At 61.8% G+C, this 18,122-nt stretch carries 19 protein-coding genes and 1 pseudogene; 10 read left to right on the forward strand and 10 right to left on the reverse strand.

All coding sequences use genetic code 11. From position 1 onward, the window contains the following. Positions 1-79: 79 nt before the first annotated feature. Positions 80-433, forward strand: a pseudogene (locus H143_RS19915) (Rrf2 family transcriptional regulator); the annotation flags it as partial. A gap of 32 nt (positions 434-465) precedes the next feature. Here H143_RS19915 and H143_RS0103980 read toward each other — a convergent pair. Further along, positions 466-1,299, reverse strand: coding sequence for an oxidoreductase (locus H143_RS0103980; protein WP_019936932.1), 834 nt, complete (start codon positions 1,297-1,299; stop codon positions 466-468). Between the two features lie 158 nt (positions 1,300-1,457). Between H143_RS0103980 and H143_RS0103985 the strand changes: the two genes are divergently transcribed. Continuing rightward, on the forward strand, positions 1,458-2,369 hold the full coding sequence (locus tag H143_RS0103985; RefSeq protein ID WP_019936933.1) for an AraC family transcriptional regulator: 912 nt from the start codon (positions 1,458-1,460) through the stop codon (positions 2,367-2,369). A 218-nt stretch (positions 2,370-2,587) separates the two neighbouring features. Then, entirely contained in the window at positions 2,588-3,934 is a 1,347-nt protein-coding gene (locus H143_RS0103990; protein WP_019936934.1) for an STAS-like domain-containing protein, read from the forward strand. Between the two features lie 62 nt (positions 3,935-3,996). On the opposite strand, the gene H143_RS0103995 is transcribed toward H143_RS0103990, so the two are convergent. Next, positions 3,997-5,034, reverse strand: coding sequence for an IS630 family transposase (locus H143_RS0103995; RefSeq protein ID WP_026349703.1), 1,038 nt, complete (start codon positions 5,032-5,034; stop codon positions 3,997-3,999). 76 nt (positions 5,035-5,110) lie between these two features. Here H143_RS0103995 and H143_RS22360 point away from each other — a divergent pair, with 76 nt between their 5' ends. From H143_RS22360 to H143_RS0104025, 5 genes are all read left to right on the forward strand, one after another. Continuing rightward, entirely contained in the window at positions 5,111-5,329 is a 219-nt protein-coding gene (locus H143_RS22360; protein WP_155803316.1) for a hypothetical protein, read from the forward strand. A 137-nt stretch (positions 5,330-5,466) separates the two neighbouring features. Further along, on the forward strand, positions 5,467-6,066 hold the full coding sequence (locus tag H143_RS0104005; protein WP_019936938.1) for a recombinase family protein: 600 nt from the start codon (positions 5,467-5,469) through the stop codon (positions 6,064-6,066). A gap of 41 nt (positions 6,067-6,107) precedes the next feature. Further along, on the forward strand, positions 6,108-7,160 hold the full coding sequence (locus H143_RS0104015) for a zinc finger-like domain-containing protein (RefSeq protein WP_196801276.1): 1,053 nt from the start codon (positions 6,108-6,110) through the stop codon (positions 7,158-7,160). Between the two features lies 1 nt (position 7,161). Next, positions 7,162-8,478, forward strand: a complete 1,317-nt coding sequence (locus H143_RS19920) for a site-specific DNA-methyltransferase (RefSeq protein ID WP_033365363.1) — start codon at positions 7,162-7,164, stop codon at positions 8,476-8,478. Positions 8,479-8,618: 140 nt separating this feature from the next. Next, a complete protein-coding gene (locus tag H143_RS0104025) occupies positions 8,619-9,080 on the forward strand; it encodes a DNA-3-methyladenine glycosylase (RefSeq protein WP_196801277.1) in 462 nt (153 codons plus the stop codon). Here the strand turns inward: H143_RS0104025 and H143_RS0104030 are convergent. The 8 genes from H143_RS0104030 to cobO form a co-directional block, all read right to left on the reverse strand. After that, on the reverse strand, positions 9,077-9,460 hold the full coding sequence (locus H143_RS0104030; protein ID WP_019936943.1) for a hypothetical protein: 384 nt from the start codon (positions 9,458-9,460) through the stop codon (positions 9,077-9,079). The genes H143_RS0104025 and H143_RS0104030 overlap by 4 nt on opposite strands. A gap of 361 nt (positions 9,461-9,821) precedes the next feature. Next, positions 9,822-10,418, reverse strand: coding sequence for a histidine phosphatase family protein (locus H143_RS0104035; RefSeq protein ID WP_019936944.1), 597 nt, complete (start codon positions 10,416-10,418; stop codon positions 9,822-9,824). Then, on the reverse strand, positions 10,415-11,227 hold the full coding sequence (locus H143_RS0104040; RefSeq protein WP_019936945.1) for an adenosylcobinamide-GDP ribazoletransferase: 813 nt from the start codon (positions 11,225-11,227) through the stop codon (positions 10,415-10,417). Before H143_RS0104040 ends, H143_RS0104035 begins: the two co-directional genes overlap by 4 nt. Positions 11,228-11,240: 13 nt before the next feature. Further along, the gene (gene cobT / locus H143_RS0104045) at positions 11,241-12,287 is read right to left on the reverse strand and encodes a nicotinate-nucleotide--dimethylbenzimidazole phosphoribosyltransferase (protein WP_019936946.1); all 1,047 of its coding nucleotides are present in this window, start codon (positions 12,285-12,287) and stop codon (positions 11,241-11,243) included. Positions 12,288-12,302: 15 nt separating this feature from the next. Next, positions 12,303-13,763: a cobyric acid synthase gene (locus H143_RS0104050; protein WP_019936947.1), complete on the reverse strand. Its 1,461-nt coding sequence runs from the start codon at positions 13,761-13,763 to the stop codon at positions 12,303-12,305. After that, positions 13,760-14,788, reverse strand: coding sequence for an aminotransferase class I/II-fold pyridoxal phosphate-dependent enzyme (locus H143_RS0104055; RefSeq protein WP_019936948.1), 1,029 nt, complete (start codon positions 14,786-14,788; stop codon positions 13,760-13,762). Before H143_RS0104055 ends, H143_RS0104050 begins: the two co-directional genes overlap by 4 nt. Further along, positions 14,785-15,771: an adenosylcobinamide-phosphate synthase CbiB gene (gene cbiB, locus H143_RS0104060; RefSeq protein WP_019936949.1), complete on the reverse strand. Its 987-nt coding sequence runs from the start codon at positions 15,769-15,771 to the stop codon at positions 14,785-14,787. The genes H143_RS0104055 and cbiB overlap by 4 nt, the downstream gene beginning before the upstream one ends. Further along, a complete protein-coding gene (cobO, locus tag H143_RS0104065; protein ID WP_019936950.1) occupies positions 15,771-16,340 on the reverse strand; it encodes a cob(I)yrinic acid a,c-diamide adenosyltransferase in 570 nt (189 codons plus the stop codon). Before cobO ends, cbiB begins: the two co-directional genes overlap by 1 nt. 61 nt (positions 16,341-16,401) lie before the next feature. On the opposite strand from cobO, the gene H143_RS19925 reads away from it, so the two are divergent. Together H143_RS19925 and H143_RS0104075 are read left to right on the forward strand one after the other, a co-directional pair. Then, positions 16,402-16,812: a cobalamin biosynthesis protein gene (locus H143_RS19925; protein WP_081627118.1), complete on the forward strand. Its 411-nt coding sequence runs from the start codon at positions 16,402-16,404 to the stop codon at positions 16,810-16,812. Between the two features lie 2 nt (positions 16,813-16,814). Continuing rightward, positions 16,815-18,113: a cobyrinate a,c-diamide synthase gene (locus H143_RS0104075; RefSeq protein ID WP_019936952.1), complete on the forward strand. Its 1,299-nt coding sequence runs from the start codon at positions 16,815-16,817 to the stop codon at positions 18,111-18,113. Positions 18,114-18,122 lie beyond the last annotated feature (9 nt).

Here is an 18,122-nt window from a genome sequence, read left to right on the forward strand (position 1 = left end):
GGGCACGCGAGACTACCTGTCTAGATCATGACCGTGGGCGGGTACTTGCCCAAACAAGAATGCTGTCGACGGCGGCACAACCACGTCCGAGACAATCGCGCAAATGCTGCACACGCAGCCGTCGCTGGTTCGGCGCACCATGGCCGCGCTGCGCTCGGCCGGTTACGTCGAGTCGATCGCCGGGCCGGGGGGAGGCTGGACCCTCTGCCGCGAACTCGGCGATCTCACCGTACGCGACATCTATGCGGCCATTGCGACCAAGAGCGCATTCGCCATCGGTGCGGCGCACGATAATCCTGCCTGCCCGGTGGAATCGGCGGTCAACCGTTTCCTCGACGACGCACTGAGTTCGGCCGAGGACGAATTGCTCCGGCGCCTGGCGCAAATGCGTCTTTCGGACATAGCGCGGCACGTACAGGTACCGAAAGCCTGAGCAACGCCCCGGATTCTCGGCTTCGGCGGTCGTCAGCCGTCCGTCGAAACGGTGGTGGCCTCCCACGCATTGAATTCCGCGTCCAGCGCCGACAACTTGTCCCGAACCAGGCCGAGCGCGTCGCTACCGAGCAGAAGATGCCTGGGTGGATGGTCTGCCGCAATGGCGGCCAGCATCGCGCGTGCCGCCTTGACCGGATCTCCCAGCTGCTTGCCGCTTTTCTCCTCGCGGGCTTGCCGAACGGGGTTGAAAACAGCGTCGTAATCCGGAATGGAACGCGGGGTCCGAATCATCGAGCGGCCTGCCCACTCCGTGCGAAACGAGCCCGGCGCCACCGCCGTCACGGCAATGCCGAAGGGCTCCACCTCTTTTCCCAGCGCCTCCGAGATGCCCTCCAGCGCAAACTTGCTTGCGCAGTAATAGGCGATTCCCGGCATGGTGATGTAGCCCCCCATGGAGGTGATGTTCAGAATGTGGCCGCGACGGCGTTCACGCATGAATGGCAGGACGGCCTTCATCATGGCGACCGCGCCGAACACATTCACGTCGAACTGCCGCCGCATCTCCGAAAGCGGCGACTCTTCCATGATGCCCTCATGGCCGTAGCCGGCATTGTTGACCAACACATCGATCGGCCCGACGCTGGCTTCGATTTCCGCCACGACGCCGTCGATCGCGTCGAAGTCGGTCACGTCGAGCACACGCGCCCACGCGGCGTTCTCGGACAGGGACTCGAACTCCGTCTTGGCCTGGGCGCTCCTCACCGTGCCGACGACCTTATGCCCCAAGGCCAGCGCTTCCTGAGCGAGCGCTCGACCAAAGCCGCTGCTGACGCCGGTGATGAGCAAAGTTTTGCTGCGTGCCATGAATGCCTCTCCTGAAGAATGAACGGAGAGTGCATACTAATATCAGCGAATAGGGAATTTAAGGCGATTCTCTTCCATTTTCTTGCACAAAACTATTAATTGGCATGATGCCCAATTCGATTCCAAACCCCGGATCATCCTCCCGGATCCAGAAGCGCATGGCCGCCCTGCTGCGCGCGCTGGCGCCCGACGAGGGCTACAACTTGACGGCCCTGCCGAGCGTGCGCATCTTGCGTTCGAACCGGGCGCTGTCGCGCACGCCCGTTCTATACGATCCCGGTATCGTGATCGTCTGCCAGGGCCGAAAAAGAGGCTATTTTGGCGGCCAGGTCTATCTGTACGACGAGCGCCACTACCTGGCCGTATCCGTGCCCGTGCCGTTCAGCATGGAGACCGATGCAACGGCGGAGCGGCCGCTGCTTGCGCTGTATCTGCACCTGGATTTTGCATTGGCCGCCGAGCTTGCGGAGCAGATCGACCGCGAAGGCGTATCGCAGCACACACCGGCACCTCAGAGCATGATGTCGACGCCTATGGATGACGCGATGCAAGCGTCGGTGCTGCACTTTCTCGAAGCGATGAATCGGCCGCTTGACGCTGCGGTGCTGGGCGCCGGGCTGCTGCGCGAACTGTATTTCCGGGTGCTCACGGGCGCCCAGGGCAGTTCCTTGCGCGAGGCCTTGGCGATGCGAGGACAGTTCGGCCGGATAGGCCGCGCATTGCGCCTGATTCACACAAGCTATGCGCAGCTTCTGGACGTAAAGCAATTGGCCGACGAAGCGGGGATGAGCGTCCCGAGTTTCCACAGTCACTTCAAGGCAATTACGCAGGCGTCGCCGATGCAATACCTGAAGTCGACGCGTCTTCACCAGGCCCGCCTTTTGATGGTGCGCAATGACCTGACGGCGGAAGCGGCGGGACACGCCGTGGGTTACGCAAGCCCATCGCAGTTCAGCAGGGAATTCCGGCGCCTGTTTGGCTTGACGCCGGCCGCAGAGGCCAGGCGCATGAGGGAAAGCTTCGCGATTCCGGCGGCGTTTGCTGATTCGACTTATGTCTCATCGCACTGAATTTGCGCGCTTCGGTGTGACTCGAAATTGGTAAGCAGGCTTCGCTGAATTGCTGGCAGGTGAAGAATAGTGGGCGGCTGAAGTCGACCCTCAAGCGACATTTGCACCATCGTCCAACGACAGTCAGCTTCCAACTGCGATGTGGACTGTCGCAAAAGTATCTTCGCCGCCTCGGAATCTGCAATACTAGGAACAATTACTGTTCATCGATCAACGAAATGGCATCGACACTAAAAGACCAGTTGTACGGGGTGCGCCGGAAAATTAAACAAACGGCGAAACGCCAAATCAAAATCCCTTCGGAATTTACGTTCAACCGCGGTGGGGTTAAGTATTTTGATCAAGTGCTCAAAATACTCGATTGGACGATAAAAAATGTTCCCGTCGAAATCGACTTTACGGAATGTAGAAGCGCCAATTATCAAGCGGTCGCCTTGTTGATTCCGTATTGCTGGAAACTCAAACAACAGGGCTGCACAATATCATTTAATTTTGAAAACGATGGCGAGCAGAATGGAAGTCGCGTGTGGAGCATGATGGGTGCTCACGGTTTGTTTGCCGTAACGACCGACCCAAAGACCAACTTCAAGAGCAATGAGCACAAGCCTTTATTTTCAATTCGAAATTCTGACGATTTTAAATTGGGCCTTGCAACTGCCGACGAATTCACGGCAGGTTTTGGGGTTGAATATCAAAAGACGTTGCGATACGTCTTATCTGAACTACTGTATAACCTCCTGGAGCACGGTAAGTCAGATTTTTCTTGGAAGGGGCATCGGTATCCTACTCCCGGCGTTCTTCAGTTTACGTGGTATGAGAAAGTAAATGAGCTGCATTTTATCGTGGCAGATATTGGTGTCGGCGTTAAAGCTCACCTATCTCAGGGTTACCCGGGATTGGCGACGGATGAAGAGGCGCTGCGCCTAGCTGTCCAGCCAGAAATATCCGGCACGTTCGGCAAACAGGACCCCTACTCGAACAGAAACAATGCCGGCATGGGATTGTTCTTGTCGTCAAACATCATTCGCAGGCTTCGGGCCGACATGCATCTAATCTCGGGAAATGGCGTCCTGCATATTTCTCCGGTCGACACCACAGGGAGAACGTTGGACACTAGCTGGCCCGGGACGTTTGCGTTGGTCACCGTGCGGCTTGATAGAGGGACGGAATTTGCGCTAGACGCAATGATGAGTGACTTCCGTGCACAAGCCCGGGCGGAAGTGAAGGCTCGGAGCGATGCGAACGAAGAAAATCGGCATTATCTCAGCATATATAATTATTTCGGGCGCTATGCTGACGACAAACAGGCGGCTATATCTTATCGGGATAAACATTTGCTTTCAGCTGTAGCCGAAGGAAAAACCATTCTTGTGGATTTTAACGACGTAGAAACCTCGACACACAGCTTCTTAAACGCCCTGTTTGCATCTCCAATCCGGCGCATGGGTCTGCGCGCCTACAAGCGCATACGAGTCATTAATGCGTCGAAAGATATTCGAGAGACAATTGATTATGTCCTTGATGATAATACCGGGGACGGAGCGGACGAGGAGAAGTACGATTAATTGAACTGTAGTACATGCCAACGTTTCCGATGACTAGACTATTGATCCGGCCATTAAATATTTCACGCGGCATACTTGACGTGAGGGTCACCGAAATAGGCCACGACCCGCTGCGGATTAACTTCGAGCATGGCCATATGATCGTTGGCGGCATTTCGCAATTTCTCTTTGGTGCGGACCGGCACCTTTGATCCAATCGCCTGCTTCAAATCGGCATTGAGCCGCTCTTCCGGATTCAGCTCAGGACAGTAGCTGGGCAAGTAAAAGCATTCGATCTTGGCCTTGTTCGCCTCCAGCCAAGCCTTGACGGGCTTGCTGTGGTGAACCCTCAGATTGTCCAGAATCAGAAAGACCTTTTTCCCGGCATCTTTGATCAGTCCTTCAAGAAACCCAATCAGTCTGTCGGAATCAAAATTGCCGTCGATGATTTGCCAGCGGGTGGCGCCCTTGTTGGTCACTGCGGCGATCATCGACAAACGCTGCCGTGTGCCAGGCGCATAGGTAACCGGTGTCATGCCCTTCGGCGCAAAACTCCGTCCACGGACATCCGTGTTGACCAGCGCCGTTTCATCACCCCAATAAATCTCGCCTCCCTCGGTGCGGGCTTGCTGTGCAATCTTCGGATACTGTTCATCCAGCCATTGCTTAACCGCTTCAAGGCGCTGCTCATAGGCCTTTTTGATCGGCTTTTGGGGCGTGAAACCCCAGCGCTTCAAATAATACCCCATGGTGCGGATCGGCAGCTTGATGCCAAACTCCTGCTGCTCGATCAGTTGACTCACAGCCATTCGATTCCACAAGGCAAACGTCAGCTTCAATTGTTCAGGGCGATACTCACAGATGCGCTTCTGAATGTACGCCTCCTGTGCTTCGGTGAGCCGGCGCTGCTGGCCGATACTCCGGCCGCGCTTGGCCAACTTCAGAGCTGGCATGCCGCCTTGCTCATGCAGGCTGATAACCTTAGTGACCGTGCTATGGCCCAGCTCCGTCAGCTTGGCGATTTGGTTTCGATTGAGCCCCTGCCTGTGCAACCGAACAACGTGCCGGCGTCGTTCTTCCAGAGCCTCGGGCTTGAGTCGGCGGGTATCTATTTTTTCCATCGAAATCTGACCAGAATAACCATCAATAGTTCCGATATTTATTGGCCGAATCTATAACGTCCAATAGCTGGATTTTTTGGCTGTTGGGCTTGTGCGCGGCATCCGGCATGACCTCGCGCAGCCATCCCCAGCCGTGCCCGAGCTGGCGGCCTTCTTTCAGGCCATCGGCGCAGACGGACTTTCCAAGGCCACCGAACAGCGGGCCATCCTTGGCCGCTGGGCCGAGGACGCGACCCTGCCCCCGGACGTGCGCGACTACGCGCAGCAGCAGCTCGCCACCCTCCCTGACTTCTGACGCGGTTTTGTGAGCGTTTCAGAGTGTTCAGAAAACGGTATGTTTCTGGACACTGCGAATCAAGCCGCTTTTGCCTGTCTTTGAATACCTTGACCTGTTAAAATAGCCGTCAATTTTTCAATGTTTAGGTACTGTCCATGAATCAAACCATCGGCTATGCCCGCGTTTCGACGGACGATCAGCACCTTGATTTGCAGCGTGACGCGCTGACGAAAGCCGGGTGCAGCGTCACCTACGAAGAGAAGGCAAGCGGCAAGACGGCTGACCGCCCGGAGCTTGACCAGTGCCTCAAGGCGCTGCGAGCCAGTGACACCCTCGTGGTGTGGCGGCTGGATCGACTCGGGCGCAGCCTGAAAGACCTACTGCGGATCGTTGACGACCTCAAAGAGCGCGGCATCAGCTTTGTGAGCCTGACGGAGAGGATCGAGACGGACACCGCAGCGGGCAAGATGGCTTTCCATTTGTTCGGGGCGCTGTCGGAGTTTGAGCGGAGCTTGATCCGCGAGCGCACACAGGCCGGTCTAGCTGCCGCCCGTGCCCGTGGCCGGGCTGGTGGCCGCAAGCCGAAGTTGGATGCAAAGCAGATAAATCAAATCAGGCTGCTATTGAGCGATCCAAATGCGTGTGTGGCAGAGATTGCGAGAGATTATGGTGTTTCTCGAACAACCATTTACAAGCATTGTGGCGTGGTGCATCCGAGGAATGAAAGAAGTTCACCAAGTAGAGGTGGCCTGTGACTGGTGAGCATTGTTCAACGTGCCAAGGTCGCCGAAATAACGTGGAAATTGATTGTCCGAATTGCGGCGGAACAGGCTATGACCCAACGGATGAGAAGCCATTCGCGCAATGTCATGAGTGCTATGGCGATGGGACGATTGTTGCGGATGTTTGCCCCGATTGCCTTGGTTTTGAGGATGAATATGAAAGCGAATATGAAGATGAAGAATTGGAGAGTGATGTGACTTCAGAAAAGAAATTTAGAGATTACAAAGACGAAGCCGAGGCATGGATTACTCTTGCCACTGGTGAGTATTACCCGGACATTCTGCCTGATGCCTGCCGATTATATGAGCCTGTGCTGGTTGAGTTTGGCTTGTTGTTGAAAGCGTCCCATTCATCTACAAATTTCTTTAGTACCATCATGGAAACAAGAAACCAGTGGATGCGCACGCAGCTTTGCCGGGTTTTCAAGAAATACGTCAGCCCGCAAACCCCTGTTGAAATGCTCAAGCGCAGGAGTGATGCCGCCAAAATTTGCGCTCAATTTGGCGATGCGTTCCGAAGCATCGTGGAGGTACAGCAGAAGTTTGATAATCGCCCCATGCCAGATGAAGCTCTTTGTGCTGTCTTATGGGAATACAAAGATCGCGGCAAGAAGGGCTATGACCTGACGGAGCGGCTGTTTGACGTGCTGCGTAGCCAGCACGTTGGGCTTGTTGTTACTGGGCCGGAGCGTGCTGGTAAAGACGTGTTGTTGGGAAATGTCTTCAAAGATTATCCGAAGCCTGATCGTCCTGTAGATTTTGTAATCTATGACGGTAAAAAGGTGCTTGCAATCGGCTTGGCGCGTTATGACTCGGATCGTGGCGGTGCGCAAGAAGATGATCGCACAGGTCAGTATCGAGAAGTAGCGCAAGAGATTATTAGGTACGCTGACAGCCACGAGATGCAGCATATCAAGGTAATCTATGTGAACGATGGGCCGGGCTTGTTGCTTGGCTCGATGTGGAATGACTATTCCTACATCGAAGATCAATGGCCGGGTCGAGTTAAGGTTGTGACCTTGCGAATGGTGCCTGACCGAATTACTGCCGAATGGTTGGGGTCTTGATATGGCAGTTCCTATTCCCGGTAAGGGGAGGCGCAACAACGGTGCACAGGGTCACCCGGCTGACACTGGTTGCTTCCGCCTAGAGTACCCCGGCAAGAAGTCGGTAGAAGAAATTTTGGAAACCCCAGCGGGTCGGTATGTACCAAATCCGGCATACGTTGGTGGTGATAACAGGCTTTACCACGCGGATAACCTTGCCGTGTTGTCTGCGCTTGCGCAGGATGAGTCAGTCGTCGGGAAGGTTAAGCTAGTCTACATTGACCCCCCGTTTGCAACTGCTTCTGCCTTTGAGTCACGCAAGCAAAAGCACGCCTACGATGACCATTTGGTCGGGCCTGCTTTCGTGGAGTCTCTGCGCGAGCGACTGGTTTTAATTCATCGCTTGCTTGCGGATGATGGTTCTCTATACCTACACCTTGATGAGAGGATGATTTTTCACTTCCGGGTTGTTCTCGACGAGATTTTCGGGGAAAAGAACTTTAGGAACTGCATTACCCGGAAAAAATGTAATCCAAAGAATTACACCCGTAAGACGTACGGAAATGTGGCTGACTACATTCTCTTTTATACGAAGAGTGATAGTTATGTTTGGAATCGGCCTGTTGAGCAATGGGACGATGCCAAGGCTTTGAAGGAATATCAGTACGTTGATCCTGATGGCCGTCGCTACAAGAAAGTACCTGTCCATGCTCCAGGTGTTCGCAATGGCGAGACAGGAAAGGATTGGAGGGGTAAGCCTCCACCTCCCGGTAAGCACTGGCAGTACCCGCCGTCAACCTTGGATGAAATGGACGCCAGAGGTGAAATTTATTGGTCGGGCACTGGAAACCCAAGGCGAAAAATTTATTTGGAGAATAGCGCGGGAATTCCAGTGCAGGATATTTGGATGGATATGAGGGATGCTCACAATCAGAACATCCATATCACTGGCTATCCAACCGAGAAGAATCCCGCATTGTTGGCGAGAATAGTTGAGGCATCATCTAATCCCGGCGATCTGGTTATGGATTGTTACTCGGGTTCAGGAACGACGATTGCCGTTGCCGCCAGTCTTGGCCGCCGTTGGATCGGTGTAGACCGTAGTGATGAAGCAATCAGAACTACCCTACATCGGTTCGAGCTTGGCACTGAGCGCATGGGCGACTTTGTGAATGCGAAAAAGCAAGGTGCGCTGTCGTTGCATGAACCAATAACCGACTTTGTTCTGTATGAGCCAGAGAGTGAGGCGGTGCTTGTCGTGGATAGTGACAAGCCGGTTAAAAAGACTCGGCGCGTTGCTAAGTCGTCGGAAGTTACAGAGGCTCTCGCAGCTCGATGAGTAGAGCGGGCCAAATTACCCCGACCGTGGTGATAGAAGCGGAAGCGTATCTAAGCCAGTCATGCAGAGTCATGGCTGGTTTGATACGCACACATGGCCCCTGCCCTCTTGCTGATCGTGAGTTTCGGCCTTTCCAGACGTTGGCCAATTCGATCATCAGTCAGCAGCTATCAGCCAAAGCCGCCGACACGATAGAGCGCCGGGTGCAGGCCATAGTGCCCGGCTTCACACCTGCCGGGTTTCTGGCCGTCCCTACCGAGGCGCTACGCGCAGCCGGGCTGTCATCGGCAAAGGCCCGCTACATCCTCGAACTGGCCCAGCGTGTCAGCGATGGGCGGCTGAATCTAGAGGCTATGCAGGAAGCGCCAGACGCTGACGTTATTGCCGCGCTGGTTGAGCTTCCCGGCATCGGCCAATGGACGGCGGAAATGTTCCTGATCTTCGGCCTGAGTAGGCCGGATGTGTTGTCCTTGGGCGATGCTGGTTTGCAGCGGGCAGTGCGACTGCTGTTTGGGGATGACGCCAAGCTAGAGCATATGGGCCAGTCGTGGCGGCCCTTCTGCTCCGTGGCGTCGTGGTATCTCTGGCGACACCTGGACTAACTATCATCGCTCCCCTCTTCCCCGCCGACAAAGGCGAGGCGAAGGGCGCGGGCGATCAAGTCGCCCTCGGGATAGTCGGGGAAGCCCTTTTTCTTCGTAGCCTCGGGCTTCTGGGCTTCGGGCGGGATGAAGTCCGGCAGCTCGCCAATTTCGCCCTGATCTTTCAGGCGCTCCCATTGCTCGAACTCTTCCGGCGTGCGCAGCAGCAGATAGTCGGCGTCCATTTCCGCATCCTTGCGAGGACGGCCCGGCCCGGCCTTGCCTTCACCGAAACCGGCCTCGTCCATCGACTGCGCGAAGAGCTTTACAGCCTTGCGGGCCAGCGTGGGCGAGGCGGGCTTTTCCCCGGCCCGTAGCGCCTTGCTGGCGTAGGCCAGCATCCGCACAGAGTATCGCAGTCGGCCGCGATTGCGGCTTCAGGATGAGCGATTGTTAACGATCACGGCCGCGAAATCGAACGGCCGATCCTGGCCGACAGCCGACCCATTTCAAACCAGGCTTGAGCCGCGTTCCCAGCCGCATCCCTTCACAAACCCTCACGGCCCAGCAGGCTTGGTGCTGCCCGTGGCATCGGAGATACACCACAGCAGCACGAACTGCGTCAGTGACGAGCCGACCAGCGACAGCGCCTGCCCGCCGGCAAGCGCATGGTCGAGGAAATGGAGCCGTTCGCGCGGCTGATCACCGAAGAGACCCTCGGGACACCGAACAGGACCGAGCGCGTGGCCCTGCTCCCCCTGCTCAGGAAAATGATCGGCTCGAATCCGAGTCCCGATCCAGCGGACGGCCAGGACCGAGGCACAACTGCGTCCATGCGCCCCAGGCGGGCGCCTGCGCCGGCCACGATGCGGCCGACGGGACGCTGTTCATACCGTGCCGCGCCAGGTAATGCGCGGCGCGTATCACGCCGGCGTGGGTGATCCACACTGCTTCGCCGTCCGCCGCGGCATCCTCCAGGGCCTGGGCTACGCGCTGCAGCACGCCGGACACGCTTTCCCCGCCGCCGGCGCGGTAGCGGGAAAACTCGCGCGTCCAGGCGTCGATGTCGGCCTTGGGGATGGCCTGCCAGGGCACGCCCTCCCAGGCGCCGAAGTCCATTTCGTTCAGGCGCTCGTCGCGTATCGGCCGCAGGTCCGTGCGCAGTTGCGCCAGCGCCTGCGCGAGCTGGTCGGCGCGCCGCAGGCCCGAGACCCGCACCGGCAGGCCCGGCGGCAAGGCCGCCGCGAGCGCGCGCGCAGCACACTGCGTGGCGGCCTCGTCGGCCTGCACGTCCAGGCTGCCGTAGCAGATGCCCGCATCGATCAAGGGCGCGGCATGGCGCGCCAGCCACAGCTTCACGCCGTCCCCGCCGCGGCCAGGCCCAGCAGCAGGCCCAGGTAGAAAGCCAGCTCGCACACCTGCTGCACGGCGCCCAGCGCGTCGCCGGTATAGCCCTGCAGGCGCCGGCGCAGCAGGCGGTACATGGTCGCCCAGGCCAGCATGCAGGCCGCCGCGCCGGCTATCCAGAACAGGGCGGGATGGCGCCAGCCTGCAGCGGCCAAAGCCAGCAAGGCCCAGAAGAGCGCGCCCGCCACGACGCGCCCGCCGGCGCGCGATGCCGTGAGCGCCGATTTGGAATCGTTCTCGCGGATATAGGGCAGCAAGGCCACGATGCCGACCGGCATCAGCCGCGACAAGGCATGGCCTGCGAACCAGGCCCATGCGGCCATGCCCGGATCGATCTGGACCAGCGCGGCGATAAGGCCGATCCTGAGCAGCAAGGACAGCACCAGCGCAATCGCGCCATAGCTGCCTATGCGCGAATCCTTCATGATCTCCAGGGCGCGTTCGCGGCTGACGTGGCCGCCCAGGCCGTCCGCCAGATCGGCCAGTCCGTCTTCATGAAATGCGCCGGTCAGCATCGTGGTGACGATCACGGCCAGGACGGCGGCAATCCAGGGCGATGCACCCACGCCGGGCAGCGCGAGCAGCGCAGCGCGCAGGCAGATCGCGCCCGCCGCGCCGACCAGCGCGCCGACCAGGGGAAAGTACGCCAGGCAGGCCTGCTGCCTGGGCGGGCTGTAGCCCACCCAGGCGGCCAGCCGCCCGGGCAAGGGCACGCGCGTGAAGAACTGCAGCGCGAGCAGGAAATGGCGCAAGGCTTTCATGGCCGATCCAAGCTCAGTGCTGGCCTTCTTCGCGCGAAACGCCCGCGGACTCGAAGCTCGCCATGTCCCGCAGGATCGCACAGGCAGACTGCATCAGAGGCCAGGCCAGCGCCGCGCCGGACCCCTCGCCCAGGCGCAGCTGCAGATCCAGCAACGGCTCGGCCTGCAGCGCGTCCAGCATCAGGGCATGGCCGCGCTCGCCCGATCGGTGGGCGAACACGCAACGCTGCAAGACCTGGGGAGCCAGGCGGCTGGCGACCAGCACAGCCGCGCTGACGATGAAGCCGTCGACCACGATCACGCGGTTCTGCGCGGCGGCCTGCAGGATGGCGCCGACCATCGTGGCGATCTCGAAACCACCGAATGCCGCGAGCACGTCCAGCGGCTGGCGCACGGCCTGGTGCTTGACGAGCACCTTGCGCAAGATCTCGGTTTTCCTGGCGATGCCCGCATCGTCCAGACCGGTGCCGGCGCCGGTGCACTGGACGATGTCGAGCTGCGCCAGACGCGACAGCAACAGCGAGGCCGACGAGGTGTTGCCTATGCCCATCTCGCCCAGCAGCAGGACGTTGCCCGGCAGATCGGCCGACAGGGCCTTGCCGTTTTCCAGCGCCGCGTCGCACTGCGCCGGCGTCATGGCCGGGCCAAGAGACGCGTCGGCCGTGCCCGCCGCGATCTTGCGTATCAGCAGGCCGGGGCGCGGCGCGAAATCGTGCCTCACGCCGCAGTCGACCACCGTCAGCGCGATGCCGTGCTGGCGGGCCAGCACGCTGACCGCCGCGCCGCCCGCCAGGAAGTTCTCCACCATCTGCCAGGTCACATCGCTGGGGTAGGCCGACACGCCCTGCGCGGCCAGGCCGTGGTCGCCCGCGAACACCACCATCTGCGGCGCGCGCAATGCGGGAGCGACGCTGCCCAGGATCCGCCCCAGGCGCACAGCCAGGGCCTCCAGACGGCCCAGCGATCCGACCGGCTTGGTCTTGTTATCTAGCACTTGCTGCAAGCGCCGGGCCAGTTCGGGATTGCCCAGATCGGCAACGGGGGGAATGGAGAAAGCCATGGGTCGTCGGTTCCTTCAGGAGATCAGGCCGTGCAGCACGCCGGGATCGACATGCCGTTCGAGAAATTGCGCCATGCCGTCGAAGACGGCGTCGGCGGCGAGCGTCTGGCCGCCCAGCAAGGCCTGCAGCACGGCGGGTTCCTCGAACATGCCGTGCACGTAGAGGCCCAGCACATTGCCGGCGGCGTTCTGCCAGGCCAGAGCGGGAATCACTTCGCGCGCGCCGGATTGCGCGGCATCGGCGCCAGCGCGGGTGCGGCCGTGGTGGATCTCGTAGCCGCGCAGCGGCAGGCCGGACAGCGCGGCCCAGCAACCCGCAAGCTCGCCGAACCGCGCCTGGCGCCGCCGCACGGTCTTGTCGGCAGCGAAAGCCGTCGACAGGGCAAGCAGCCCCAGGCCGCGCGCAGCGCCGTCGATGCCCTGCGGGTCGGTCATCTCGTCTCCCAGCATCTGCAAGCCGCCGCAGATGCCCAGCACAGCCGCGCCGCGCGCCGCATGCCGCAGCACGGCACGGTCCAGGCCTTGCGCGCGCAACCAGGCGAGGTCGCCGCTGGTATGTTTGGACCCGGGCAGGATGATCCAGTCCTGCGCGCCCAGATCGGCCAATGCGGCCGCATCGCGCGCCCAGACCAGGCGCAGACCGGGCACGCTTTTGAGTGCCTGGAATTCGTCCAGGTTGCTGATGCGGGGATAGGTCACGATGGCGACCGTCCTGTCCGCGCGGCCGGCGAGCGTGGCGCGGTCGTCGAAGACGCCATCCTCTTCGGGCAGGCCGTGATCGCGCCACATGGGCAGCACCGCCACCGTGGGTATGCCGGTCATGTCCTCGAGCTGGCGCGGCGCCGGCGCCAGCAGCGCCGCATCGCCGCGGAATTTATTGAGCACGAAGCCCCGTATCCGTTCCCGGTCTTCGGGCTGCAGCAAGGCCCAGGTGCCATACAGGTGCGCGAACGCGCCGCCGCGGTCTATGTCCGTCACAAGCAGGCAGCGCGCCTGCGCGTGACGCGCCACCCGCATATTGACGATGTCGCTGTCCATGAGATTGATCTCGGCGGGCGAGCCCGCGCCTTCGATGACGACCACCTCGTTCTGCGCGCGCAGCGCATCCAGCGCAGCCGCGATATGCGGCCACACATGCGCGCTGCGCGCGCGCCAGGGCATGCCCGTCAGGGCCGGATCCACCTTGCCCAGCAGCACGACCTGGCTGTGCGTGTCGGCCTCGGGCTTGAGCAGTAGCGGGTTCATGCGCACGTGCGGCTGCACGCGCGCAGCCAGCGCCTGAAAATACTGGGCCGAGCCGATCTCGCCCAGCCCGTCGTCCGCAGCGGCAACCCGGGCATTGTTGCTCATGTTCTGCGCCTTGAACGGCGCGACCCTGAGCCCCTGGCGCGCATACCAGCGGCACAGCGCGGTGGCCAGCCAGCTCTTGCCGGCGCCGCTGGTCGTGCCCAGCACCATGACGCAGCGGGCCGTCATGATGCCCCCTTGGCGCTGCGCGCCGTCCCCCCGAGGGGGATCGCTCGCTTGGGGCGGCCCGGCTCTCGCGAGACGCCTCCCGCCTCGAGCGCATCGCGCAAGGCAGCCTGCGCCGCCGGCGGCTGCACGCTCAGGCGCCACATGCCCGGCAGGCCGAAGGATGTCGCCTCGCGCAGCTTGATGCCGCGCAAACGTAGGAAGTCAGCGTCCAGTTCGGCCTGCATGCAAAAGAAATTCGCATCGCTGGGCAAGCAGGGCCATACATTGAGCAGGTTCTGCTGCAGCGCCTTCCACTGACGCAAGGTGTCGCGGCTTTGCGCAAGCCATTGCTGCGTCCGGGCCTGGGTCCAGGCCTGCAGCATCGCGACCGCGTGCGCGCCCAGGGACCAAGAAGGCGCCTGTTGCTCAAGACTATCGGCCAATGCCGCGGCATCGGCCGGCGCGATCGCATAGGCGCCGCGCACGCCGGTCATGCCCAGCGCCTTGTTGGGCGACCACAGCTGCCATACGCGGTCGGCATCCTCGCCGCGCAGCGCGCTCGCCCCCGAAAGCCGCAAGGGTTCGTAGGCCCGGTCCAGGACCACGACCGCGTCGTGCCGCACCACGGCGTCCCATTGCGGTTCGGCTGTGCCCAGGGGGCTGCTGGGCTCGCACAGCCAGCACAGGTCCGCCTGGACCGGATCGTCCACGCGCGCTAAGCCCCAGATGCGCGCCGCGTGGGCATATTCGCCGTAGGCCGACGCGGGTATCCATGCGCGCCGCGCGCCCGCGCGAGCCAGGCAGGCCGTGATGCGCATGATGAATTCGCTGGCGCTGGCGGCCACGACCACGCGCCACGGCGCCACGCCGTGAAAAGCGGCCAAGGCGCCGCGCAAAGCGCGATAGCCAGGGTCGGGATAGTGCCGGATGTCGACGTCTCTCAGCGCTGCCGCGACCCTCGGGCAAGGTCCGCAGGCATTGGCATTGGTCGAGAAATCCCAGCGCGGCACGCCCTGCGCGTCGGCGCCGCCATGCTCGCGGGTCATGCCGCCCCCTTGGCGCACCCAAGCCCGAGCACGGCCAGCGCCAACAAGCCCAGCACGGCACGCTGCGCCAGTCGGATCGCGCGCGCCGTATCCTCGGATCGAGGGCTGGCGCCTTGCGCATTCAGGGCATAGACGCCCGGCTTGCCCAGGCGCACGCCCAGGATCAGGGCCATCGCCGCCATCGGCCAACCGCCGTTGGGTGATGGCGTGCGGCCGGCTTCGCGGCGCAAGGCAGGCCAGGACAAGCGCCGCGCGGCCATTGCCAGCAACAGGACGGCGGTCAGGCGGGCAGGCAGCCACGACAGTACATCGTCCGCGCGCGCGGCCCATTTGCCGGCCCAGGTCCAATCGCGTCCGCCGCGCAGGCCGACATAACCCCACATCGCGTCGGCGGTGTTGGCATAGCGGTACAGGGCCGCTCCCGGCAGACCGAAAAGAACGAACCAGAACACAGGAGCCACTACGGAGTCGTTGAGATTTTCCGCCAGGCTCTCGATGGCGGTCTCGCGCACCTGCCCCGCGTCGAACCCGCCCACGTCGCGGCTGCACAGGTACGACAGGCGCTCACGGCCTGCCGGCACGGACTCGGCCAGGGCGTCTTCCACGGCCCGCACCTCACGGCGCAGCATGGCCCAGGCGAACATGGGCTTGAACAATAGCGCCAGCCCCGCGGCGGCAAGCCAACTAGGCCCGGCCAGCAAGAGCTGCTGCAATGCCGCCGCGCAGACCACGACCGCAAGCGCGCCGACGCACCAGAAGACTAAACCCCAGGAAAAGGCCCCCAAGTCGATCTTGCCGCGGCCATCGCCGTGCGGCGCGAAACGCCTGCCGGCCGCCGCCAGAAAGCGCCCCATCCAGACCACCGGATGCCATGCGCCGGCAGGTTCGCCGAGCACGCGATCCACCACAAAGGCCAGAACCAAGGCCGGCATGAAGACGTCCGCGTTGCGACCCAACCACGGCGCGGCCCATGCCCCGTCCATCAATCCTCGATGCCGCGCTGGGCGGGGATGCCCTGGTCAAAAGCATGCTTGATCATCTTCATCTCGGTCACGGTATCGGCCAAGTCGATGATCTCCTGCGGGCAGCGGCGGCCGGTCAGCACCACATGCACATGGACCGGCCGTTCGCGCAAGACCTGCTGCACTTGCTCGAGCGCAATCCAGCCATAGACCAGCGGATAGGTGACCTCGTCCAGCACCACCAGAAAATAGTCGCCGCTCATTATCGCCACGCGCGCTTTCTCCCAGCCTTCGCGGGCGATCTGCGCGGACTGCTCCAGGTCCTTGCTCTTCCAGCTAAAGCCGTCACCCAGCCCTTGGATAGGCAGGCCCAGCTTCTCGAAAGTGCGGTGCTCGCCGAAACGCGCCGTCGGCACTTTCATGAACTGGAAAACCTTGACGGGTTTGCCCCGGCCGTGGGCCCGGATGGCCAGGCCGAAAGCGGCCGTGCTCTTGCCTTTGCCGTCGCCGGTATTGACGAGCACCAGGCCGCGGCGCTCGCCGTCGGGTTTTTCGTAGGGTTTTTCGGTCGGAGGACTTTCGATTTGCATGGTTTTCACCGGCCTGACACAACCCTGCATGTTAGTCTATGGCGAAAAAATCGCGCAAATCATGCATAACAGCGAACACTTCCCGCATCGGCCAACCTTGGCCGTCGGCATCGGCTTGCGGCAAGGCGCCACGAGCTCGCATGTCGAATCGGCCGTACGCGCGGCGCTGGGTCCGAGAAGGCTGGAGGAAATCGCCACGCTCGCCACGCTCGACACGAAGGCCGACCATCCAGCCCTGGCGCAGTTCTGCTCGCGCCACGGGATTGCGCTGCGCGCCTTCTGCGCGGCCGACATTAATGCCTGTTTCGACAGACATCCGACCTTGCGACGCTCGGCCGCCGCGCTGGCGCACGTGGGCGTGGCTGGCGTTTGCGAGCCCTGCGCCCTGCTTGCGGCACAGGATGGCACGCTGCTCGTCGCCGGCCAGGCACACGGCGGCGTGACGGTCGCCGTCGCCGCCACCAGACCCTGAGCATGCCTGCCTGCCCCGCTCTTTTCATCGGCGCCTCGGCATCCGGCCAGGGCAAGACCACGGTCACCGCGGGCCTGGCGCTGCTGCACCGCCAGCGCGGACGCCAAGTGCGCGTCTTCAAGACCGGACCCGATTTTCTCGACCCCATGATCCTGGCGCGCGCAAGCGCAGCGCCGGTCCAATCCCTGGACCTGTGGATGGTGGGCGAGCAGGAATGCCGCCGGCTGCTGGCGGAAGCGGCGGCAGAGGCCGACCTGATCCTGATAGAAGGCGTGATGGGTCTTTTCGACGGCACACCCAACAGCGCGGACCTTGCCGCCGCCTTCGGCGTTCCCGTCGCAGCGGTAATTTCCGCCAAATCAATGGCGCAAACTTTCGGCGCGATTGCCTCGGGCCTCGCGCGCCATCGCGCCGACATCCGCATGCACGGCGTGCTGGCCAACCACGTCGGCTCGGCGCGTCACGCGCAAATGCTGCAAGAGGGCATGCCCGGCGATATCCGCTGGCTGGGCGGACTGCCTCCATCGGACCGCATAGCCCTGCCCACGCGGCATCTGGGCCTGCATCAACCAGGAGAAATAGACCAACTGGATATGCGCATCGCCTTCACCGCGCAGGCACTGGCCGATACCTTGCTGGCCGAACTGCCGGCGCCGGTCGTCTTCGAGCCTGCGCCCGCGCGTGCGCTACCCAGATTGCTCGAGGACATGCGCATCGCCATCGCGCGCGACGATGCCTTTTCTTTCATCTATCCGGCCAATGTCCGCCTGCTGGAATCGCTCGGCGCCCAAGTCGAATTTTTCTCGCCGCTGGCGGACGAACCCCTGCCCGTTGGCACCGATGCGCTGTATCTGCCGGGCGGCTACCCCGAGCTGCACGCGGCCGCCCTCGCCGGCAATTCGACCAGTGCGCGCAGCATACGCAGCCATGCCGGAGCGGGCAGGCCCATCCTGGCCGAATGCGGCGGCATGCTCTATTTGCTCGATAGCTTGACCGACACGCAAGGAACGACGACACCCATGCTCGGCCTACTGACCGGCCATGCAACGATGCGCGGGCGGCTCGCCTCGCTCGGCATGCAGGCCCTGGAGACGAAACAGGGCCGTCTGGCCGGGCACGCATTCCATTACTCGAGCATGACCACGCCGCTGACGCCGGCCGCGCATGCCTTGCGTGCCAGGGATGGCGCGCTGGGTGAGCCGATCTATCGCTCGGGCTCTGTCGTGGCCACCTATATGCATGGCTACTGGCCATCGAACCCCACCCTGACGGCGGCGCTATTTCACGGCACAGCCTTTTGACGAATGCGG

Origin of the sequence: Bordetella sp. FB-8, assembly GCF_000382185.1 — a bacterium.
In the GTDB taxonomy this organism is placed as follows: domain Bacteria; phylum Pseudomonadota; class Gammaproteobacteria; order Burkholderiales; family Burkholderiaceae_B; genus Bordetella.